Source organism: Nocardioides cavernae (assembly GCF_016907475.1).
Taxonomy (GTDB): domain Bacteria; phylum Actinomycetota; class Actinomycetes; order Propionibacteriales; family Nocardioidaceae; genus Nocardioides; species Nocardioides cavernae.
Genome location: NZ_JAFBCA010000001.1, coordinates 3,573,935 through 3,593,556, shown reverse-complemented (window position 1 = coordinate 3,593,556; position 19,622 = coordinate 3,573,935). Strand labels below are relative to the sequence as shown.

Below are 19,622 nucleotides of genomic sequence, written 5' to 3'. Positions count from 1 at the left end.
GTTGACGGTTCAACCAATCTAACCGGTCGGCCGCCGTTCTTGTTCCCACCTCGATGTGATCCGCGCCTCATGCCGACGGCCCGGCCCTCCGCGGACGGGAGGCCGGGCCGTCGTGCGTGTCAGGCGATCGACGAAGGGTGCTTCGCCAGGGGGGTGACCTGGATGTCCATGTAGGGGAACAGCGGCAGCCCCGAGAGCAGGTCGTGGAGCGCGTCGTTGGACTCGACGTCGAAGATCGAGACGTTGGCGTACTCGCCGACGACGCGCCACAGGTGCGGCCAGCGACCGGAGCGCTGCACCTCCTGGGCGTACGCCTTCTCGCGGGCGACGAGGTCGGCCTTGACGTCGGCGTCCATGTCGAGCGGGATCCGGACGTCCATGCGCACGTGGTAGAGCATCGGCGATCAGCCCTTCGCGGGGTCGAGGACGAAGCCGTAGGCCACCGTCGCGGTGCCGTCGGCCTGCTGCTGCGGGTCGAGGATCAGCTCGGGCTTCACGGCCGAGGCGATGTCGTCGTCGTTGTGCTCGTCGCCGGGGAAGTAGAGCTGGGCCGTGAGGAGCTCGTGACCGGGTGCGGACACTTTGACGTGCAGGTGGGCGGGACGCCAGGCGTGCCAGCCGGCGGCGGCGATGAGCTTGCCGCACGAGCCGTCGGTGGGGATCTGGTAGGGCGCGGGCTGCACCGTGGTGATCTCGAAGTACCCGTCGGCGTCGGTGGTGAAGGTGCCGCGGAGGTTCCACTCGGGAATGCCGGGGGCGAACTGCGAGTAGAAGCCGTCGTCGTCGGCGTGCCAGAGCTCGACCTTGGCCCCGCCGAGGGCGGATCCGTCGCACGAGGTGACCTGACCGCTCCACACGAGCGGGGTGCCGCCCTCGTCGTCGCGCATCGAGATGGTGCCCTTCGCGCCCTGCTCGGGAGCGTCCGGGACGTAGTAGGGCCCCTCGATCGATCCCTTGTTGCCCTCGCGGTGCTCGGTGGCGACGTCCTCGACGACGTGCTCGAGCCAGACGTCGAGGAAGAGCGGCCACTCGCCGTCCTCGCCCACGCCGATCAGCCATGCCTTGAGGGCGTTGAACTCGTCGTAGGTGACCTTGTGCGCGCGCACGGTCGTGTAGATCGCCTCGAGCACCTCGCGGGCCAGGGTGTCGACCCGCTCGGCGGGGACGTCCTTGACCGCGGCGTACGGCGACTTGTCGGCGTGGAAGCGCTCGGTGGCGCTGGCGCCGGAGGCCGCTGCCGTGGCGGACTCGTTGACGGTGGTGGACATGGGGGTGCTCCTCGGAAGGGGTGGGGTGTGGTGCTGCGGAAGAGGGAAAGGGTGGGGAGGGTGGGTCCTTGGGGTGGTCAGTCCTGGCGGTAGCGCGCGAGCTTGTCCGGGTCGATGACCGCGCCGAGCCCGGGGCCGGACCGGGCGACGAGCTGGCCGCCGTGGATCTCGAGCGGGTCGGCGAGCAGGTCGTCGGTCATGTCGAGGAAGTTGGACAGCTCGCCCGCGCGGCGCGACGTGAGCTCGAAGGCCGCGCCGAACGCGACGGAGCACAGCGAGCCGAGCTGGCCGTCGATCTGGTTGCCCATCACGAGCTCGACGCCCAGTCCCTCGGCGAGGTGGTGGACGCGCCGACTGGTGGTGAAGCCCGTGCGGGCGGTCTTGATGCTGATCGCGGTGGCGGAGCCGCCGAGGACCTCGCGGGTCACCTCGGCGGGCGTCACCACCGACTCGTCGGCGATGAAGGGGACGTCGAGCTGCTGCACCAGCCAGCGGCGTCCGAGCACGTCGTCGGCCGGGCACAGCTCCTCGGCGAAGGTCAGGCCGAGGTCGGCCATCTCGGCCATCGCGCGCGCCGACTCCGAGGCCGACCAGCCGCGGTTGCCGTCGACGTACAGCTCGACCTCGTCACCGAGTCCCTCGCGCAGGGCGCGGACGACGGCGGTGTCGAGGCGGTAGGGGTGGCGGCCGACCTTCACCTTGAAGGTGGTGATGCCGTAGGTGTCACGCATCCGCTCGGCCTCGGCGACCATGGCCGCGGGCTCGTCGAAGCCCAGCATGTGGGAGACGTGCATCCGGTCGGTGTAGCCGCCGAGCAGCTCGGTGACGCTGTAGCCCAGCGACTGGCCCAGGGCGTCCCAGATGGCCATGTCGAGCGCCGACTTGGCGGTCGGGTTGCCGATCGTGCGGGAGAGCCGGGTGTGGATCTGCTCGCGCTCCATCAGGTCGAGGCCGACGACCTGGCCGGCGAAGATGGTGTCGATGACCGCGACGATGCCGACCTGGGTCTCGCCGTAGGTGAACGGTCGCGGCGGGGCCTCGGCGACGCCGACGACGCCGTCGTCGGTGGTCACGCGCACGAGCACGTGCTCGGCGACGTGCACCTCACCGCTCGCGAACTTCAGTGGCTTGCGATAGGGGATGGCGAAGGGGATCGCCTCCACCCGGGTGATCTTCATCGGACGACCTCGTCGGAGTCGGGGAGGGCAACAGGGGAGTCGGCGGACAGCACGTCGAGGACGGCGAGCACCGCGGGGTTGGTCTCGTCGGCGCGCCACACTAGGGCCAGGTCGACGGTCGCGGCGTCGGTGACGTCGCGGAAGACCACGCCGGCGAGAGGGGCCGCCCGGACGGAGGCGGGGACCAGCGCGACACCGAGGTCGGCCGCGACGAGCGGCAGCAGGACCGAGATGCCGGCCGCCTCGTGCTCGCGGATCGGCACGAAGTCGACCTCGCGGGCGCTGCGCAGGACGGCGTCGTTGACCGCGGAGTCCGGACCGGAGAACAGGACGAAGCGCTCGGTGCGCAGGTCGCTCATCGAGATGCTCGGCCGGTGGGCCAGAGGGTGGTCCTCGGCGACCGCCAGGACCAGTGGCTCGGTCGAGAGGGTGCGCGAGGCGAGTCCGTCGCCGGACATCGGCGGACGCAGCACGCCGAGGTCGAGGGTCCCCTCGTGCAGCCCGTCGACCTGCGCGGGGGTCAGGAGGTCGGCGTGGATCTCGAGTGCCATGCCGGGGAGCGCGCGCTTGACGGTGCGCGCCATCCGGGGGAGCTCGGTGTGGGCAGCGCTGCCGGTGAAGGCGATGCGGACGAGGCCCTGCCGTCCGGCGGCGATGCGTCGTACGCCGCGCACGCCGGCCTCGACCGACTCCAGGATCCGCCCCACCTCGAGCTGGAAGAACTCGCCAGCGGGCGTGAGTCGCACCTGACGGGTGGTCCGGACGAAGAGAGGGGTGCCGAGCTCGGCCTCGAGCTGGCGGATCGACTGCGACAGGGCGGGCTGCGCCATGTGGAGGCGGTCGGCCGCGCGCCCGAAGTGGCGGGTCTCGGCCACCGCGGCGAAGTAGCGCAGGTGTCGCAGCTCCACGGGTCCTCCCTCGGTCGACTGGATGGTGACGACGCTCACGTCGTCGCGTCGACTCACGGTAGGTCGGAACATTGATCGAGGACAAGGACTTGTTTCGGCGCCATTGATACGTCAGAGCGATCAAATGCGTCCGACGCGGGAGCGGGCTTCCGCGGTGCGCCCGATCGGCGCATCCTGACTCCATGGCCGACCGCACGGCAGCACGGACCTCCGGGAGCATGGCGGTCCCGCTCGCGGCCTTCGCGGCGGGTGCCGTGGTGGCGGTCCTCCTCGGCGTGTTCGGGCGGGTGCACGACCCGACCCTGAGCGGGACGACCGACCTCGGCTTCCGCACGGTGATCGAGATGAAGGTCGTGCTCACGACGGTGATCGGCGCGCTGGTCGTGCTCCAGCTGCTGAGTGCGCTCTGGCTCTACGGCCATCTCGGCGGCCGGCCCCCGGCCTGGCTCGGCACGGCGCACCGGGTGTCGGGCACGGTCGCGCTGCTGCTGGCGGTGTTCGTCGGCTACAGCTGCCTGTGGGCGCTCGGCCTGGAGGTGGGCACGCTCCACACCGGCGAGGCGGTGCCGCTGCGCGCCGTCGTCCACGGCGTGCTCGGCTGCGCGGTCTTCGGTGCCGTGGTGGTCAAGCTCGTGGCCGTGCGGGCCCGCCGCGCTCCCGGCTGGTTCCTGCCGGTCGCGGGCGGGCTCCTCTTCACCCTCCTGCTCGTCGTCGTGCTGACCTCGGCGGCCTGGTACGTCGCCGCGCGTGGCTGGCCCGGCAACGGCGGCTACTGATCCCGGCTAGCGACCCCAGCGGGCCGGGACCACCAGGCGCGCCACGACCCCGGCGTGGTCGGAGGGCCACAGGCCCGAGGCCGTCATCTCGGACGGGTCGTCGCCGACGATGGTCGCGCGCGGCGCCTTCACCTCGTCGCTGTGGAGGACCAGGTCGATCCGCGAGGTGAGCGGGTTGTCCGGGTCGGTCAGCGTCGCACCGAGGCAGCAGGTGAAGCCCGGGTCGCCCGGGTGGCTGCGCGTCCACGCATCGTTGCCGACACCGGCCAGGAGCCGGACGTACGCCGGGGCGTCAGGGGCATCGGAGTTGTAGTCGCCGACGTAGACCATCGGGAGCGCGCCGAGCTGCGTCGTGAGCGCGGCCTGCGCGGCGAGGAGCTCGCCGACCTGGGCCACGCGAACCTGTTCGCCGTCGACGCCGGGGACCCCGAAGGCCTCGAGGTGGGAGTTGACGAAGCGGAAGGTCGACTTGCCCACGGACAGGTCGGCGGAGCCCCAGCCCCGAGCCACTGGCAGCTGGGCGCCGCCGATCGGGAAGCTGATGATCGTGGAGTAGGTGCCGGTGCGGCCGTTCGTCGTCGCGACGTCGTCGCGGACGATGATCACGTCGCGGTCGGCGAGACGGACCGCCCGCGTCGGGAACGTCGCGGTCGGGCTGGCCAGGTAGGGGATCGGCGGCGACGAGAAGTTGTTCGCCGTCGCGCCCGTGACCTCGTGGTAGCCGGCGCCCCGCTCGGCGAGGGCGTCGAGCAGCAGGTCGAGGAAGTCGTAGGCGACCGTCGGGTCGCTCGTCGTGCCGTTCAGCGGGTTGTAGGCGAACGTCGTCCAGGTGGTGACCTCCTGCAGGCCGACGGCGTCCGCGTCGGCCGCCACGATCTCGTCGGCGATGGCCCCCATCCGCTCCGCGGGCCGGGTGGCCTGGACGGCGGCCCATGTCTGCGTCGCCGCACCGACGATGGCGGCGTTGTTGCCGCTGGCGAGGGCCACCAGCATCGGGGTGAGATCGGCGCCGAGGTAGAGGTTGCGGGTCATCACGGTGGCCGTTCGGGCCGGCGTGCCGTGTCCGCCGCCGTGTCCGCCGTGGCCACTGCCGTGCCCGCCGCCGTGTCCACCGCCCGGGGGACCGGCATGGACGCTCGCGCTGGGCACCAGTGCGGTGCCCAGCGCGAGTGCCGTGGCGAGGAGGCCGAGGAGGACGCGGTGGCGGGGGGCTCTGGTCATCTTCGGACCGTGGCACTCCCGCTCGCGGTGGGCAAGCCCCCATTTGGGGGCATTGCTGTCAGCCCTCGCGGGAGCCCGAGAGGGCCGGCTGGGCCGGCTGGGGAGGTGTCGTGCCCGGGGGCACCGGCTCCGTCGCGTCCCTGTCGGTGAGGCTGGTCCGGTAGGTCTCCGGCGCGAGCAGCGCGGACACGAACGTGATGGCGGCCAGCACGACGACGTAGATGCCGACCGGCCAGGAGGCACCGTTGGCCGAGGCGGCGAGGCTGACGGCGATCAGGGGAGCGAAGCCACCGAAGATGATCGCGGCGAACTCGCGGCTGACGGCCGCACCGCTGTAGCGGCTGGCCGTGCTGAACAGCTCGGACAGGATCACGCCCTGGACGCCGAACATGATGCCGACGCTGCCGCCCTGGGCGAGCGCGAGGGCGAGCATGGCGAGCACCGGCCGGCCGCTGTCGACCAGCATGAAGAACGGGAAGGCGAACGCGATCGCGTAGAGCGCACCCACCATCAGCACGGGGCGACGGCCGAACCGGTCGGAGGCGATGCCGGCCAGCGGCGCGGTGATCATCACGACCAGGCCGGCGACGAGGAGGCCGGTCGTGCCGGTCACGCGGTCGTAGCCGGCGTCGGCCATGTAGGAGAGCGCGAACACCTGGTAGAGGTGGCTGAAGGAGAGGGGCGCCGCGACGAGGCCCATCACCAGCAGCATGCTGCGCCACTGGGTCCGCACGAGCGTGAGGAGCGGTGCCTTGGCCGGGGCGACGTCCTCGGTGGCCTCCTCGAAGGCCGGCGTCTCCTCCAGGCGCAGGCGGATCCACAGGCCGAGGGCGATCAGCAGCAGGCTCGCGAGGAACGGCAGCCGCCAGCCCCACGCCGCGAACTGCGCGTCGGTGGTCAGCGACGTGGTCAGCAGCAGGGCGCCGGACGACAGCACCAGGCCCAGGTAGACGCCGGCCGCGCTGAACGAGCCGAAGAGCCCGCGACGGCCGGGCGGTGCGTACTCCACGGCGTACACCGAGGCACCGCTGTACTCCGCGCCCGAGCCCATGCCCTGCAGCAGTCGCAGCAGCACGAGCAGGAGGGGCGCCGCCACGCCGATCATCGCGTGGGACGGGATGAGCGCCATCGCCGTGGTGGAGAGGCCCATCAGCATGAGTGTCGCGATGAGGGCGGGGCGGCGACCGTGCTTGTCGCCGATGTGGCCAAAGACCATCGCGCCGATCGGGCGGGCGACGAAGCCGACGCCGAAGGTCGCCAGCGACAGGAGCAGCGACGTCGACTCCGAGGCGGTCGGGAAGAACACCTGGCCGAAGACCAGGGCCGCGGCCGCGCCGTAGAGGAAGTAGTCGTACCACTCCAGTGCCGAGCCGAGGAGCACGGCGGTGCAGACGCGTGTAAGCGTACGACGGTCGGTGGCCGGCTCGCCGGTGGACGACCCCGGCGGCGGCCCGGACGGGCCCGACGGGGTGGACGGGGTGAGGGTGTGGGACATCGAGGTCTCCGGTGGTGGATGGCTGCACGCGGGCGCACAGCAGCGGCTCCCGGCACGTCGTCGTGCCGGGGTGCGGACCGGGTCAGCGGTGGGAGGCGGTGACCCGTTCGAGGGTGCGTACGTCGGCCGCGGCGCGGGCGGGAGCCCAGCCGAAGCGACCGGGGGCCCAGTCCTCGTCACCCGGGACCCAGAAGAAGAACGTCACCTGACGCTCGGCGAAGCGCCACCGGCCGTCGTCACCGCGGACCATCTGGTCCTGGTAGCGCCCGGCGGCGACGTGGGCGCGACCGTCGACGACGCACGGCTGGTCGAGCCACGTCGCGCCGGTCGCTGCGTGGGCAGGTGTGCCCACGAGGTCGATGGTCTCGTTGGACGAGAAGTGCCACCAGGCCGACAGCGGGCCGTCCTGGAGGTCGGAGAAGAAGGTGCGCAGCTCGTCGTGGCCGCGCGCGGTGGAGAGCCCGACGAACGCGCCGTCGGGGGTGAAGAGGTCGACCAGGTCGTCCCAGCGGCCGTCGTCGAGGGCCTGGCAGTAGTGCGCGCGGAGCTGCCCGATCGCGTGCAGGTCCTCCAGGCGGCGCACGCGTGCGGCCAGGTCCTCTGCCAGGTCCTGCTCGGGGGTCGGCACGTCAGACCCCGACCGGCACCCGGACCGGGGCCCCGGTGCGCTCGGAGATCTCCTCGACGGTGACGCCCGGCGCGAGCTCGACGAGCTCGAAGCCGTCGCCCGCGACGTCGAGGACGCCGAGATCCGTGATCACGCGGTCGACGACCCGGCGACCCGTCAGCGGCAGGTCGCACTCCGCGACCAGCTTGTGGCTGCCGCTGCGCGACACGTGCTCCATCAGCACGATCACCCGGCGGGCGCCGCTGACGAGGTCCATCGCGCCGCCCATGCCCTTGACCATCGACCCGGGCACCATCCAGTTGGCGAGGTCGCCGGCCATGGAGACCTGCATCCCGCCGAGGACGGCGGTGTCGATGTGGCTGCCGCGGATCATCGCGAAGCTCAGCGAGGAGTCGAAGAACGACGCGCCCGGCAGCACGGTGACCGTCTGCTTGCCGGCGTTGATGAGGTCGGGATCGACCTCGTCCTCGTAGGGGTAGGGGCCGACGCCGAGGATGCCGTTCTCGGCGTGCAGGGTCACCGTCGAGCTCGCCGGAAGGTGGGCCGGGATCATCGTCGGCAGGCCGATCCCGAGGTTGACGTACTCACCGGGCTTCAGCTCCAGCGCCGCACGCGCGGCCATCTCGTCACGCGTCCAGCTCATGCCGTCGCCGCCTCTCGGGGTCGGGTGGTCAGCTTCTCGATGTCCTTCTCGTGCGCCTGGGTCGGCGTCAGCTCGACGACGCGCTGGACGAAGACACCGGGCAGGTGGACGTCGTCCGGGTCGATGTCGCCGATCTCGACGACCTCCTCGGCCTCGACGATCGTCAGTCGTCCGGCCATCGCGGCCGGGATGTTGAAGTTGCGGGCGGAGGCGTGGAACACGCAGTTGCCGGCGCGGTCCACCTTGGCTGCCCGGACGAGCGCGACGTCGGTGACGATCGACTCCTCGAGCACCATGTCGACGCCGTGGAAGGTGCGCACCTCCTTGGGCTCCGAGGCCAGCGCCACGGTGCCGTCGGGGTGGTAGCGCCAGGGCAGGCCGCCCTCGGAGACCATCGTGCCGACGCCGGTCGGGGTGAAGAACGCCCCGATGCCGGCCCCGCCGGCCCGCATCCGCTCGGCGAGGGTGCCCTGCGGGGTGAGCTCGACGGTCAGCTCGCCGGCGAGGTACTGCCGGCCGAACTCCTTGTTCTCGCCGACGTACGACGCGATGACCCGGGTGATCCGGCGGGCCTCGAGGAGCAGGCCGAGGCCCGCGCCGTCGACGCCGCAGTTGTTGGAGACCACCGTGAGGTCGTCGGCGCCCTGGTCGAGGAGGGCGCTGATCAGCGTCCACGGGATGCCGACGAGGCCGAAACCCCCGACGGCCAGGCTGGAGCCCGGCGCGATGTCGGCGACGGCCTCGTCGGCGCCGCTGACGACCTTGTCGATGCGGTCGATGGTGCTCATGCCGCCCCGCCCTTCAGGTGCGCGATGATCGCGGGGGTGATGGTCTGCGGCTGCTCGGCGTTGGCGAGGTGGGCCGACTCGGGCACGACGAGCAGGTGCCCGTCCTGCACGCTGTCGGCGATCGCCTCGAGGTGCGGGGGAGGGGTGGCCGGGTCGTCGGCGCCGGCGATCGCCAGCGTCGGCGCGGCGATGCCGCGGAGGTCGTCACGCAGGTCCATCTCGGCGATGACCTCGCAGCACGAGGCGTAGCCCTCGGCAGGGGTGGCCGCCACGATGCCCTCGCACGCGGCCTTCACGTCGGGGTTCTTCTCCAGGAACTCCGGGGTGTACCACCGCGCGACGACGGCCTCGGCCACGGCGGTGCTCCCGTTCGCACGCACGGTCGCGGCGCGGTCGTGCCACGCGCTCGACGGCTCGAGCCGGGCGCCGGTGCACAGCACCACGAGGCGGTCGACGCGCTCGGGGTTGCGGGCGGCGAGGCGCATGCCGGTCATGCCGCCCAGCGAGAGACCGACCACGTGCGCCTTCTCCACGCCGAGGGTGTCGAGGAGGGCGACGACGTCGTCGGCGAGGTCGTCGATGTCGTACGGGCCCTGCGGGACGGGGGAGCCGCCGTGGCCGCGGGTGTCGTAGCGGACGACGCGGAAGTGTTCGGCCAGCTCGTCGACTTGGGCGTCCCACATGGACGTCGTGGAACCGAGGGAGTTGGACAGGACGACCACGGGTGCGTCCTCGGGCCCGGTCACGACGTGGTGGACGGCCACGGCGCTCATCAGGCGACCCGCTCGAAAATGGCGGCGAGGCCCTGGCCGCCGCCGATGCACATGGTCTCGAGGCCGTAGCGCGACTCGCGGCGCTGCATCTCGTGGGCCATGGTCGCCAGGATGCGGGCGCCGGTGGCGCCGACCGGGTGACCGAGCGAGATGCCCGACCCGTTGGGGTTGAGCCGATCGTCGGTGGGGTCGACCTTCCACTCTCGCAGGCAGGCCAGCACCTGGGCGGCGAACGCCTCGTTGAGCTCGATCAGGTCGATCTCGTCGAGGGTGAGCCCGGCGCGGTCGAGGGCGGCGGCGGTCGCGGGGACCGGACCGATGCCCATCACCTCCGGGCCGACACCGGCCACGGCCCAGGACCTCAGGGCGAGCAGCGGGCGCAGGCCGCGACGCTCGGCCTCCTCGCGGGTGGTCACGACGCACATCGCGGCTCCGTCGTTCTGGCCGCTCGCGTTGCCGGCGGTGACGGTGGAGGCGTCGTCGATCTTCTGGCGCACCGGCCGCAGCGCGGCGAGCTGCTCCAGGGTGGTCTCGGGACGGGGGTGCTCGTCGCGGTCGACGACGACGTCCGGCTTGCCGCGGCGGCCCGGGACGGTGACCGGCACGAGCTCGTCGGCGAACCGACCGGCCTCGTGGGCGGCACCGGCCCGCTGCTGGGAGCGGACGGAGAGCTCGTCCTGCTCCTCGCGCGAGATGTCGTACTCCCTGCGGAGGTTCTCGGCCGTCTCGAGCATGCCGCCGGGGACCGGGTGGTCCCTGCCGCCGGCGGTCTCGCGGGCGCGGACCAGACGGTCCATCAGCTCGACCGATCCGCCCTTGACCCCCGTGCGCAGGCCGAGGGCGTAGTGCTCGACGTTGGACATCGACTCGGCGCCGCCGGCGACGATCAGGGTGCCGGCACCGCTGGCGATCTGCGAGGCGGCGTAGAGCACCGCCTGCAGGCCGGAGCCGCAGCGACGGTCGAGCTGCAGGCCGGGCACGCCGGTGCCGAGGCCCGCGTCGAGCGCGGCGATGCGGCCGATGGCCGGGTTCTCGCCGCTGGGGTAGCAGTTGCCGAGGATCACGTCGTCGACGTCGCCCTCCTGCAGGCCCGTCCGACGCACGAGCTCGGTCAGGGTGGTCGACGCCAGGTCGACGGCGGACAGGGAGGCGAACGCGCCCCCGTAACGACCCACCGGGGTGCGTACGGGTTCACAGATGACGATGTCGGGCATGGGTCGAACCTAATCGTGACGTTCGATACAGTGAAGTATCCGTTTGGCAGTCACTGAGACGTTCGAAGTCCTAAACGCTGCGGGAGGTGATCCGGCCGTGGAGGTCCGCTCCGCACTGCTCGAGGATGCACCGGCCCTGGGCCGGGTGATCGTCGAGGCGTGGTTGTCGGCTCATCGCGGTCAGATGCCCGAGGAGGCGTGGCGGAAGCGGGTCGAGGAGTGGACCCCGGAGGTGTCTGCGGAGGGCTGGGCCCGGCTGCTGTCCGAGATGGCCACGGACGACCAGCTGCGGACCGTCCTGCTCGTCGCCGAGGAGGGACCGGGTGAGCCCGTCGCTCTCGTCCTGGGAACGACGGACGAGTCCGACGCGTCCGGTGCCACGGCCCAGGTCATCGCCCTCTATGTCCTTCCGTCCCACCAGCGGCACGGCGCGGGGCGGCTCCTGCTACACACCGTGGCGGCGCAGCTGCGGTCCCTCGGGTTCACCGCGCTGCGCATCGGTGTCCTCACCTCCAACCTGCCCGCCCGGGAGTTCTACGAGGCGATGGGCGGACGCGAGGTCGAGCAGCGGACCTTCGACGAGGAGGGCCTGCTGCTCCCGGAGACCGTCTACGCGTGGCCCGACCTGACCGCCCTGCTCCGGCGCGAGTGAGCCATCGCGCGGCGCGTCGGACGACCAGAAGTCCCGTCCCGCACTCCGTGTGAGCGTGAGCCCCGCTGCTCGCCGCGAGTTGTGGTCGTCCGACACGCCGCTCAGAGTGCGGTCACTCAGGTGAGGCAGCCTCGCGCACCCGGCGGATCACCTCGGTCGTGGAGATGCCGTCCGTGCGCGGCACCGCGACGAACCGACCCGTCGCGACAACTGGTCCGTAGATCGACGCAGCGCCTTCGGGTGACAGGTCGTCGCCGTGGACGACCGTGGTGATCGCGTGCTCCTCGAGGAAGTCCTCGGTCACGGTGAACGGTGCGTCAGCGATCACCTCGTCGACCCACCGGCACGCCTCGATCACGGCGACCCGTTCGTCGAGGGTCATGATCGGTCGCCGCTTGTACGCCGCTGCCGTCTCGTCCGAGAGGACGCCGACGACCAGCCGGTCACCGTGGCTTCGCGCCTCGCGCAGCAGTGCGACGTGGCCGGCGTGGAACAGGTCGCCCACCATGTCGACGTACACACGAGCTGTCTCCTGGTCGTGTGGCATGCCCGTGAACGTATCGCTGACCCTTGCGGTCGGGGTGCGCCGGCGCGACCATGGGGGCCGGCGAGGGGGAGTCGCATGGACACCACGAGATGGAGTGCTCGCGCACTGGCTGCGGTCACGGTGGGCGCAGTGCTCGCACTGCCGGGGACGGCGCACGCGGGACACGGGTCGTTCGACGACCCGGTGGGGGACTCGACGGCCGTGGACATCACGCGGGTCCGCGTCGTGCACGCGAACGCGGTGAAGGTCCGCGTCCGGTCGGCCGTGCCGCTCGACGCTGGGCAGGTCTACTCGTTCTGGATCGACACCGGACGAGGGCCTCGACCCACGTTCCACGTGTCGTTCCGCGCCAACTCCGACTTCGGCAGCGGGATCGCGGTCGTGGAATCCTTCGGGCAACGACCGATCCGGACCGTGCAGTGCCCGGGCATGCGGGCCCACGCCGACATGTTCGACGACCAGCCGGTCTCCGTCCGGATCCCGAGGACGTGCCTGGGTGACCCGAAGAGGGTCCGCGTGGCGGTGAAGTTCGAGGACGAGATCACCGGCTCGGCTGACTGGGCGCCGGAGCGACGTACCTTCGGCCCGTGGGTGGGCCGGTAGCGCTCGGTGGGTTGTCAGGCTCTCGCTGGACACGACCACGAAAGCGGCGCGGTAGCGGTCAGCGCAGCTGGTAGTCCTTGAGGAGGCTGCGACCGATGATCATCTTCTGGATGTCGGAGGTGCCTTCGCCGATGAGCATGAACTTGACCTCGCGCATCAGGCGTTCGATCTCGTACTCCTTGGAGTAGCCGTAGCCGCCGTGGATGCGGAAGGAGTCCTCGACGACCTCGTTGGCGTACTCGGACGCGACCATCTTGGCCATCCCGGCCTCGACGTCCATCCGCTGCCCGGTGTCCTTCAACCGGGCGGCCTTGACCATCATCGTGTGCGCGACCTCGACCTTGGTGGCCATCTCCGCGAGCCGGAACAGCACCGCCTGGTGCTCCGCGATCGCCTTCCCGAACGTCTTGCGCTGCTGGGCGTAGGCGATGGCGAGCTCGAACCCGCGCCACGCCAGACCGCACGCGCGGGCGGCGACGTTGACGCGGCCGACCTCGACGCCGTCCATCATCTGGAAGAACCCCTTGCCGGGCTCCCCACCCAGCACCTGGTCGGCGGCGATCACATGTCCTTCGAGGATCAGCTCGGTGGTCTCGACGCCCTTGTAGCCCATCTTGTCGATCTTGCCCGGCACGGTGATCCCCTGCGCGGTCTGACCGAACCCGGCCTCCTTCTCCACCAGGAACGTCGTCATGTTCTTGTACACCGACTCGTTGCCCTCGTCGGTCTTGGTCAAGACGGCCACGAGGGTGGAGGTGGCGCCGTTGGTCAGCCACATCTTCTGCCCCGTGATCGAGTACGAGCCGTCCTCATTCTTGGTGGCCTTGGTCGACACCGCGGACACGTCGGAGCCCAGACCGGGCTCGGACATGGAGAACGCGCCCCGCACCTCCCCGGTCGCCATCCGCGGCAGGTACGTGGCCTTCTGCTCCTCGGTGCCGTGCTGGATCAGCATGTAGGCCACGATGAAGTGGGTGTTGATCACCCCCGACACGCTCATCCACCCCCGCGCGATCTCCTCGACCACCAGCGCGTACGTCAACAGCGACTCGCCCAGCCCGCCGAACTCCTCGGGGATCGTCAGCCCAAACACCCCGAGCTCCTTCAACCCCTCGACGATCTCGGTCGGGTACTCGTCAGCATGCTCGAGCTCCTGGGCCACCGGGATGATCTGCTCGTCCACGAACTGCCGGACGGCCTTCACGATCTCGGACTGGTCCTCGGAGAGGCCATCGGTCTGGCAGAGGCGAGGCATCAGCGTGCTCCGTTCATCGCAGGGGTGGGGGCAGAAGTGGGGGAGGGGGAGGAGGGGCGTACGACGCCGGCGTCGGCGAGCCGGCCGATCTCGAGGTCGCTCAGTCCGAGCACGTCGGCCAGCGCCCACTCGGTGTCGGACCCGAAGGCCGGTGCGGGACGCGGCACGGCGTACGCCCGGTCCCAGCGCAGCGGCGACGTGCCGGTGAGCATCGGGCTGCCGCCCTGCTCGACCTCCACGAGGACGGCGGACTCGTCGCCGCGCCGATAGGCGTCGACGACCTCCTTCGGCGAGCGGAACTCGCCGACCATCACCCGGCTGTCCGCGGCGGCGGCCACGACCTCGGCGGCGGTGCGGGCCGCGAACCACGGGGCGAGCACGGCCTCGATGATCGAGCGGTGCTCGAACCGCTGCCCCTCGACGGACAGGTCGGCGCCGGTGCTCGCCGCGAGCGCGTCGAAGACGACGCCCGTCCCGGTGAGCCGCACCAGGTCGCCCCACTGCTGGCGGGTGATGGCGACCGCGATGACACGGCGGCCGTCGGCGCACGCGAAGTCGACGCCGAAGGCGCCGAACATGTGGTTGCCCAGCCGGGGCCGGTCGTGGCCGCGCTCGGCCGCCTCGGCCAGCCAGCCGAGGTGGGCGACGTGGGCGGCCGCGACGTCGGCCAGGGCCAGGTCGATCCGGGACCCGACTCCGTCCTGGCGCCGGCGGTGCAGACCGGCCAGCAGCCCGGAGACGGCGAGGAGGCCGGTCGCGATGTCCCACGCGGGCAGCACGTGGTTGACCGGGCGCTCGCTGTCGACCTGCCGGGTGAGCATCGGCACGCCGTAGAGCGGGTTGACCGCGTAGTCCATGGCCGGGCGTCCGTCCGGGTGGCCCTGGATGTGCACGTGCACCAGGTCCGCACGGCGCGCGCTCAGCGCCTCGTAGGAGAGGAAGTCGCGGCCGATCGTGTTGTCGACGAACAGCCCGGCGTCCTCACCGGGCGCCGTGACCAGCGCGCTCGCCAGCTCCTGCCCCTCGGGGCTCCGGAAGTCGAGCGCGACCGACCGCACGCCCTTGTTGAGCCCGGACCAGAACAGGCTGTGACCGTCGCGGTCGAGCGGCCAGCGACCCGCGTCGGCAGGACCGGACGCCGGGTCGAGGCGGATCACCTCGGCGCCGAGCTGGGCGAGGGTCATCCCGGCCAGGGGACCTGCCACGAAGCTCGTCGTCTCCACGACCCGGAGGCCGGTGAGCGGCGCACTCATCAGCACCACCCCGCGAAGCGCCAGTCGAGCACGGGTCGCGGGTCGCCGCCGTCCGTGGCGTCGGCGGTGACCACCGAGCGGAGGTCGAGCACGTGCGTGCCTCCCGGCCCCGGACGTACGTCCTCGACGGTGACGGTGCTGCGCAGGGTGTCGCCCTCGTGCACCGGACCGGTGTGGTCGCAGGAGCGCCACCCGAGGATCGTGACGAGGCCCGGGAGCGCGCGGCTCGCCTGGGCCGCGGCGATGCCGATGGTGTGGCCCCCGTAGACCAGCCGCCGACCCCCACCGGCACGCGCGTCGTGGTGCACCTGCGCGAGGTTGAGGGTCAGCCTGGCCAGCTCGGGCGCGCTGCTGACCACGTCGCCGCCGACCACCTCGATCGTGGTCCCGACGGCGGGCGGCGCAGGGCGCTCCGGGAGGGCGCTGACGTCGAGGCCGTCGAGCATGCCGAGCGCGACCTCGGCCCCCGAGCCGATCGACGAGAGGTCGTCGGCGTGGTCGGTGGGCGAGGTGCCGGGGGAGAGCGGGAGCATCGCGCACCGGTGGTAGTCCAGGACGGGTGCGCCGTCCTGGTCGACGGTGCTGATGCGGAGGGCGGCCAGCCCGGTGAGCGGCTTCCCCTCACGCGGGGTGTTCTGCCTGAGGCCGACGACGGTGGTGGTCGTGGACAACGTGTCGCCCAGCGCCGGCAGCCGCCGGAAGGCCAGCCCGCGGTAGAAGAGGTTCGCCCGCACGAAGTGGGTGGCCTGCGTCGACTGCCCGATGGAGGTGTCCCAGACGTACGCCGGATGGGCGAGCGGGCCCCGCCCGGCGAGGCGCCGGCCGAGCTCGTGGTCGGTCGCGAGCGGGAGCCGGTCACCGACGATCGCCTGGTGCAGGGCGGCGCCGCCCGAGGTCAGCGTGGCTGCCGGGGCGGAGTCGAAGACCTGACCGCGGCGCAGCTCGTCGAACCACGGACCGCGCGCCTGGGTCGTGGGGGCGCTCATCGCAGGGCCTCCGCTCGCGCCAGCACCGCGCGTGCCCGCAGCGCCACGGCCTCGTCGAGCATCTGCCCGTCGAGGGCGACGGCTCCGGCGCCGCCGGCCACCGAGTGCTCCAGCGCGGACACGACCCGCTCCGCCCAGTCGAGCTGCTCGGTCGACGGGCTGTAGGTCCGGGACGCCGCCTCGACCTGCGCGGGGTGGATCACCCAGGTGCCGTCGAACCCCAGGGCCCGGGCCCGCTCCCGGTCGCGGGTGAACGCGCCGTCGTCGGCGGTGCCGAGCCACGGCCCGTCGATCACCGCCCGGCCGGCCGCCCGTGCGGCGACGACCACCTGGTGGCGTACGACGTCCCACAGCGTCGGGTCCGCGCCCGGGTCGCGGCCGACGTCGGCGGCGAGGTCGGCGTAGCCGACGACGACCGCCCGGACGAGCGAGCTGGCCGAGACGATGGCATCGAGGTCCCGGAGCGCGGGGGCGGACTCGACCAGCACGTCGATCTGCGCGCGCGCACCGGGGGCGGCACCCCGGAGCAGCCGCTCCACGAAGCCGACGTCGGCGGCCGACTCCACCTTGGGCACCACGATCGTGACCGCCCGGTCGGTGCCGGCCAGCAGGTCGGCGACGGCGAGGACGTCGCGGTGGCACCAGGGCGTCCCGACCTGGTTGACCCTCACGGCGAGTGACGGAGTCGCGTCGCCCTCGAGGACCTCGACCACCGCCGCGCGGGCAGCGTCCTTGGCGTCGGGCGCCACGGCGTCCTCGAGGTCGAGCACCACCTCGTCCGCCCCGGACACCAGCGCCTTCGCGACCATCCGCGGGTGCGAGGCGGGGACGACGAGCGCGCAGCGGGGGACCGGGGGACGGGGCATGCGGTCGAACCTAGGCGCGACCCAGTGATACACGGAAGTATCCATTTCCAAGTGACTAGAACCCTGCAAGTATGAGTGGATGGAACTGCGTCACCTCCGCTACTTCGTCGCCGTCGCCGAGCAGCGGCACTTCGGCCGGGCGGCCGAGCGCCTCCACATGGCGCAGCCGCCGCTGTCGCAGCAGATCCGCCAGCTCGAGGCCGAGCTGGGCGTCACCCTGCTCACCCGCACCACCCGACGGGTGGACCTGACTCCGGCAGGGGCGGCCTACCTCGACCACGCCCGCGAGATCCTCGCCGCGGTCGACGAGGCCGGCGCCGTCGCCGCCCGGATCGCCGCCGGCCGCACCGGCCGGCTGATGGTCGGATGCGTCGGGTCGGCGACGTACTCGCTGCTGCCGGCGCTGGCCAAGCGGATGCGTGCCGAGCTGCCCGACGTCGACTTCGGCTTCCGCGGGGAGATGCTGTCACCCGACCAGGTGGCCGCCCTGCACGACGGGTCGCTCGACCTCGCACTCCTGAGGCAGCTCCCCGACATGTCGGGCCTCGCCGTGACCGACGTACGCCACGAGCGCCTGATCGTGGCGCTGCCGCAGGAACACAGGTACGCCGACCGCAAGCGGTTGCGGGTCGCCGAGCTGGCCGGCGAGGGGCTGATCATCCACGCGGGCAACGGCCGTTCGGCGATGCACACGCTGGTCCACGACCTCTTCGCCGCCGCCGACCTGGACCTCCAGGTCGTGCACCAGGTGGCGGAGACCTCGACGCTCGTCACCTTCGTCGCAGCCGGGCTCGGCATCGCGGTCGTGCCGGAGCCGACATCCGACCTCAACGTGCCGGGCGTAGTCTACGTCCCGCTCGTCGGCACCCCGGGCGTCGACCTCGTCATGGCCACGCGCGAGGGCGACGCCAACCCGGTGCTCGCGCGAGCCCTGGCCCGGTTGAAGGAGCTGGCGGAGGCCTGACGTCAGTGCCCGGGAGGAGGCGGGAACATCCCCGGCCGCGGCCCGCCGGGCAGCACCCGGGGGCGCGCGGAGATCACCTGCAGGTCGGCGCTGACCGCCTCGGCACCCTCGAGCAGCAGGGGGAGCGCATCGCGGATGACGTCCTCGGGCGTGTGCCGGCCACGTGAGGTCGACCAGGCCAGGGCGCCGACCACCTCGCCCGCGCTGTCGCGGACCGGGACGGCGATCGAGAGGAAGCCCTCCTCGAGCTCGCCGTCCACCAGTGCGTACCCCTGGTGGCGGACGTCGTGGAGGACGTCGCGGAAGGCGATCGGATCGGTCACGGTGTGGGGCGTCAGGGCGGGGAGCCCGCCCTCGTCGATGATCCGGTCCACCACGTCTGCCGGTGCGAAGGCCGCGATGACGCGCCCCATCGACGTCGCGTGCACCGGGAGCCGCGTGCCGATGTCGACGTTGTGGCTGAGCACCCGGCGGGCGTGGACGCGGGCCACGTAGACCACGTCGATGCCGTCGAGCTGGGCGAACGACGCCGACTCGCCCGTGAGCTCGACGATGCGCAGCAGGTGCGGCTGGGTGATCTCGACGACCCCGTGCGTGGCGGCGTAGTGGGCGCCGATGGTGAGCACGCGCGGGGTGAGCGACCAGCGGCCCGCCGCCCCGTCGACGTACCCCAGGCGCTGGAGCGTCAGCAGGATCCGCCGGATCGCCGGACGGGAGAGGCCGGTCTTCTCCGCGAGCTCGGCGAGCGACGCCCGGGGCAGGTCGGCGTCGAACGCCAGCAGCACCGCGAACCCCCGCTCGATGCTCTGGATGATGTCGCGCTCCGAGACCTCGTCCACCGTGTCGCCCCCTTCATCCGTCTCAGTCGATATCGCCTGCGTACCAATGGGGCAGGTCCCACCCGTTGACTTCCGCTGTGACGGCCGACACAGTCGAAGTACGCCAGTCGTACAGATCGTACGCACAGCGTACAGGAGGTAGGCATGGACCCGCGAGAGCTCCGCAACGCCTTCGGTGGTTTCGCGACGGGGGTCACCGTCGTGACCTGCGAGAACGACGAGGGGCAGGCGCACGGTGCCACCGTGAACGCGTTCACCGCCGTCTCGCTCGACCCGCCGCTCGCCCAGGTCACCCTGGGTCGTACCTCCAGGGCGTGCCAGTTCCTCGAGGGCCAGCCGTTCGCGATCAACATCCTCGCCGACGACCAGCTCGCCGTGGCCTGGCACTTCGCCGGCCGTCCGGCCGAGGAGGCGCCCGCCTGGGTGGAGGGGCCGACCGCTCCGCTGCTCGCCGGCGCCGCCACCACCATCTCGTGCCGGCCCTGGCGCACCTACGACGGCGGTGACCACCTCATCGTCATCGGCGAGGTCGAGTCGGTCGACACCACCGACCGCCTGCCGCTCCTCTTCCACGGCGGCCAGTTCCGCTACCTCAGCGCCGAGCACGACCGGGCGCCGGGCATCCACTGGGGCGGGTCGATCGACTGCCCGACCAGCGGGTGGTTCGACGCCGCCAGCTTCCGGCCCCTGGCCGAGCCTGCACCCGCCTGAGCACCGTCAGCCCACTCCCACTCCCACTTCGACGACACACGTTCCGCATCCCAC

General features: G+C 72.0%; 22 protein-coding genes. 5 read left to right on the top strand and 17 right to left on the bottom strand.

Going from position 1 to position 19,622, the window contains the following annotated elements; all coding sequences use genetic code 11:
• Positions 1–119 precede the first annotated feature (119 nt).
• The 4 genes from catC to JOD65_RS16785 form a co-directional block, all read right to left on the bottom strand.
• Positions 120–398, bottom strand: coding sequence for a muconolactone Delta-isomerase (gene catC / locus JOD65_RS16800; RefSeq protein ID WP_191196048.1), 279 nt, complete (start codon positions 396–398; stop codon positions 120–122).
• A gap of 6 nt (positions 399–404) precedes the next feature.
• Positions 405–1,268, bottom strand: a complete 864-nt coding sequence (catA, locus tag JOD65_RS16795) for a catechol 1,2-dioxygenase (RefSeq protein WP_191196047.1) — start codon at positions 1,266–1,268, stop codon at positions 405–407.
• 77 nt (positions 1,269–1,345) lie between these two features.
• Positions 1,346–2,446: a mandelate racemase/muconate lactonizing enzyme family protein gene (locus tag JOD65_RS16790; protein ID WP_191196046.1), complete on the bottom strand. Its 1,101-nt coding sequence runs from the start codon at positions 2,444–2,446 to the stop codon at positions 1,346–1,348.
• Positions 2,443–3,411: a LysR substrate-binding domain-containing protein gene (locus JOD65_RS16785; protein WP_307821227.1), complete on the bottom strand. Its 969-nt coding sequence runs from the start codon at positions 3,409–3,411 to the stop codon at positions 2,443–2,445. The genes JOD65_RS16790 and JOD65_RS16785 overlap by 4 nt, the downstream gene beginning before the upstream one ends.
• Before the next feature lie 125 nt (positions 3,412–3,536).
• Here JOD65_RS16785 and JOD65_RS16780 point away from each other — a divergent pair, with 125 nt between their 5' ends.
• Entirely contained in the window at positions 3,537–4,130 is a 594-nt protein-coding gene (locus JOD65_RS16780) for a DUF6529 family protein (protein WP_191196045.1), read from the top strand.
• Between the two features lie 6 nt (positions 4,131–4,136).
• Here the strand turns inward: JOD65_RS16780 and JOD65_RS16775 are convergent, their stop codons facing one another.
• The 7 genes from JOD65_RS16775 to JOD65_RS16745 all read right to left on the bottom strand — a co-directional run bounded on the left by JOD65_RS16775 (position 4,137) and on the right by JOD65_RS16745 (position 10,892).
• Positions 4,137–5,351, bottom strand: a complete 1,215-nt coding sequence (locus tag JOD65_RS16775; RefSeq protein ID WP_191196044.1) for an endonuclease/exonuclease/phosphatase family protein — start codon at positions 5,349–5,351, stop codon at positions 4,137–4,139.
• A gap of 58 nt (positions 5,352–5,409) precedes the next feature.
• Entirely contained in the window at positions 5,410–6,846 is a 1,437-nt protein-coding gene (locus tag JOD65_RS16770; protein WP_191196043.1) for an MFS transporter, read from the bottom strand.
• An 82-nt stretch (positions 6,847–6,928) separates the two neighbouring features.
• Positions 6,929–7,474 carry a nuclear transport factor 2 family protein gene (locus tag JOD65_RS16765; protein WP_204811241.1) on the bottom strand — a complete coding sequence of 182 codons (546 nt, stop codon included), beginning with the start codon at positions 7,472–7,474 and terminating at the stop codon, positions 6,929–6,931.
• A gap of 1 nt (position 7,475) precedes the next feature.
• Positions 7,476–8,117 (bottom strand): CoA transferase subunit B, encoded by a 642-nt coding sequence (locus JOD65_RS16760; protein WP_191196042.1) that lies wholly within the window; start codon positions 8,115–8,117, stop codon positions 7,476–7,478.
• Complete coding sequence (locus tag JOD65_RS16755) at positions 8,114–8,905, bottom strand: CoA transferase subunit A (protein WP_191196041.1); 792 nt, start codon at positions 8,903–8,905, stop codon at positions 8,114–8,116. The genes JOD65_RS16760 and JOD65_RS16755 overlap by 4 nt, the downstream gene beginning before the upstream one ends.
• Positions 8,902–9,678: a 3-oxoadipate enol-lactonase gene (gene pcaD, locus JOD65_RS16750; RefSeq protein ID WP_191196040.1), complete on the bottom strand. Its 777-nt coding sequence runs from the start codon at positions 9,676–9,678 to the stop codon at positions 8,902–8,904. Before pcaD ends, JOD65_RS16755 begins: the two co-directional genes overlap by 4 nt.
• On the bottom strand, positions 9,678–10,892 hold the full coding sequence (locus tag JOD65_RS16745; RefSeq protein ID WP_191196039.1) for an acetyl-CoA C-acetyltransferase: 1,215 nt from the start codon (positions 10,890–10,892) through the stop codon (positions 9,678–9,680). Before JOD65_RS16745 ends, pcaD begins: the two co-directional genes overlap by 1 nt.
• Positions 10,893–10,989: 97 nt before the next feature.
• On the opposite strand from JOD65_RS16745, the gene JOD65_RS16740 reads away from it, so the two are divergent.
• The gene (locus tag JOD65_RS16740; RefSeq protein ID WP_191196038.1) at positions 10,990–11,544 is read left to right on the top strand and encodes a GNAT family N-acetyltransferase; all 555 of its coding nucleotides are present in this window, start codon (positions 10,990–10,992) and stop codon (positions 11,542–11,544) included.
• Between the two features lie 112 nt (positions 11,545–11,656).
• On the opposite strand, the gene JOD65_RS16735 is transcribed toward JOD65_RS16740, so the two are convergent.
• Entirely contained in the window at positions 11,657–12,091 is a 435-nt protein-coding gene (locus JOD65_RS16735) for an adenylyltransferase/cytidyltransferase family protein (RefSeq protein ID WP_191196037.1), read from the bottom strand.
• Positions 12,092–12,166: 75 nt separating this feature from the next.
• Here JOD65_RS16735 and JOD65_RS16730 point away from each other — a divergent pair, with 75 nt between their 5' ends.
• On the top strand, positions 12,167–12,694 hold the full coding sequence (locus JOD65_RS16730) for a hypothetical protein (RefSeq protein ID WP_191196036.1): 528 nt from the start codon (positions 12,167–12,169) through the stop codon (positions 12,692–12,694).
• 58 nt (positions 12,695–12,752) lie between these two features.
• Here the strand turns inward: JOD65_RS16730 and JOD65_RS16725 are convergent, their stop codons facing one another.
• Genes JOD65_RS16725 through JOD65_RS16710 form a run of 4 tightly spaced genes read right to left on the bottom strand, consistent with a single transcriptional unit; the run spans position 12,753 to position 17,054 of the window.
• Positions 12,753–13,949, bottom strand: a complete 1,197-nt coding sequence (locus tag JOD65_RS16725) for an acyl-CoA dehydrogenase family protein (protein ID WP_191196035.1) — start codon at positions 13,947–13,949, stop codon at positions 12,753–12,755.
• Positions 13,949–15,202, bottom strand: coding sequence for a CoA transferase (locus JOD65_RS16720; protein WP_191196034.1), 1,254 nt, complete (start codon positions 15,200–15,202; stop codon positions 13,949–13,951). The genes JOD65_RS16725 and JOD65_RS16720 overlap by 1 nt, the downstream gene beginning before the upstream one ends.
• Positions 15,202–16,188, bottom strand: a complete 987-nt coding sequence (locus JOD65_RS16715) for a MaoC family dehydratase (protein ID WP_191196033.1) — start codon at positions 16,186–16,188, stop codon at positions 15,202–15,204. The genes JOD65_RS16720 and JOD65_RS16715 overlap by 1 nt, the downstream gene beginning before the upstream one ends.
• The gene (locus tag JOD65_RS16710) at positions 16,185–17,054 is read right to left on the bottom strand and encodes an HpcH/HpaI aldolase/citrate lyase family protein (protein ID WP_191196032.1); all 870 of its coding nucleotides are present in this window, start codon (positions 17,052–17,054) and stop codon (positions 16,185–16,187) included. The genes JOD65_RS16715 and JOD65_RS16710 overlap by 4 nt, the downstream gene beginning before the upstream one ends.
• Before the next feature lie 79 nt (positions 17,055–17,133).
• Here JOD65_RS16710 and JOD65_RS16705 point away from each other — a divergent pair, with 79 nt between their 5' ends.
• The gene (locus tag JOD65_RS16705; protein WP_191196031.1) at positions 17,134–18,018 is read left to right on the top strand and encodes a LysR substrate-binding domain-containing protein; all 885 of its coding nucleotides are present in this window, start codon (positions 17,134–17,136) and stop codon (positions 18,016–18,018) included.
• A gap of 2 nt (positions 18,019–18,020) precedes the next feature.
• Here the strand turns inward: JOD65_RS16705 and JOD65_RS16700 are convergent, their stop codons facing one another.
• Entirely contained in the window at positions 18,021–18,857 is an 837-nt protein-coding gene (locus tag JOD65_RS16700) for an IclR family transcriptional regulator domain-containing protein (RefSeq protein ID WP_191196030.1), read from the bottom strand.
• A gap of 144 nt (positions 18,858–19,001) precedes the next feature.
• On the opposite strand from JOD65_RS16700, the gene JOD65_RS16695 reads away from it, so the two are divergent.
• Positions 19,002–19,568 (top strand): flavin reductase family protein, encoded by a 567-nt coding sequence (locus JOD65_RS16695; RefSeq protein WP_191196029.1) that lies wholly within the window; start codon positions 19,002–19,004, stop codon positions 19,566–19,568.
• The last annotated feature ends 54 nt before the right edge of the window (positions 19,569–19,622 follow it).

Coding starts and splice junctions, on each gene's coding strand:
- JOD65_RS16705 (WP_191196031.1), top strand. CDS start 17,134: ATGGAACTGCGTCACCTCCGCTACTTCGTCGCCGTCGCCGAGCAGCGG.
- catC (WP_191196048.1), bottom strand. CDS start 398: ATGCTCTACCACGTGCGCATGGACGTCCGGATCCCGCTCGACATGGAC.
- JOD65_RS16730 (WP_191196036.1), top strand. CDS start 12,167: ATGGACACCACGAGATGGAGTGCTCGCGCACTGGCTGCGGTCACGGTG.
- JOD65_RS16780 (WP_191196045.1), top strand. CDS start 3,537: ATGGCCGACCGCACGGCAGCACGGACCTCCGGGAGCATGGCGGTCCCG.
- catA (WP_191196047.1), bottom strand. CDS start 1,268: ATGTCCACCACCGTCAACGAGTCCGCCACGGCAGCGGCCTCCGGCGCC.
- JOD65_RS16725 (WP_191196035.1), bottom strand. CDS start 13,949: ATGCCTCGCCTCTGCCAGACCGATGGCCTCTCCGAGGACCAGTCCGAG.
- JOD65_RS16770 (WP_191196043.1), bottom strand. CDS start 6,846: ATGTCCCACACCCTCACCCCGTCCACCCCGTCGGGCCCGTCCGGGCCG.
- JOD65_RS16710 (WP_191196032.1), bottom strand. CDS start 17,054: ATGCCCCGTCCCCCGGTCCCCCGCTGCGCGCTCGTCGTCCCCGCCTCG.
- JOD65_RS16715 (WP_191196033.1), bottom strand. CDS start 16,188: ATGAGCGCCCCCACGACCCAGGCGCGCGGTCCGTGGTTCGACGAGCTG.
- JOD65_RS16760 (WP_191196042.1), bottom strand. CDS start 8,117: ATGAGCTGGACGCGTGACGAGATGGCCGCGCGTGCGGCGCTGGAGCTG.
- JOD65_RS16695 (WP_191196029.1), top strand. CDS start 19,002: ATGGACCCGCGAGAGCTCCGCAACGCCTTCGGTGGTTTCGCGACGGGG.
- JOD65_RS16735 (WP_191196037.1), bottom strand. CDS start 12,091: ATGCCACACGACCAGGAGACAGCTCGTGTGTACGTCGACATGGTGGGC.
- JOD65_RS16790 (WP_191196046.1), bottom strand. CDS start 2,446: ATGAAGATCACCCGGGTGGAGGCGATCCCCTTCGCCATCCCCTATCGC.
- JOD65_RS16755 (WP_191196041.1), bottom strand. CDS start 8,905: ATGAGCACCATCGACCGCATCGACAAGGTCGTCAGCGGCGCCGACGAG.
- JOD65_RS16775 (WP_191196044.1), bottom strand. CDS start 5,351: ATGACCAGAGCCCCCCGCCACCGCGTCCTCCTCGGCCTCCTCGCCACG.
- pcaD (WP_191196040.1), bottom strand. CDS start 9,678: ATGAGCGCCGTGGCCGTCCACCACGTCGTGACCGGGCCCGAGGACGCA.
- JOD65_RS16745 (WP_191196039.1), bottom strand. CDS start 10,892: ATGCCCGACATCGTCATCTGTGAACCCGTACGCACCCCGGTGGGTCGT.
- JOD65_RS16720 (WP_191196034.1), bottom strand. CDS start 15,202: ATGAGTGCGCCGCTCACCGGCCTCCGGGTCGTGGAGACGACGAGCTTC.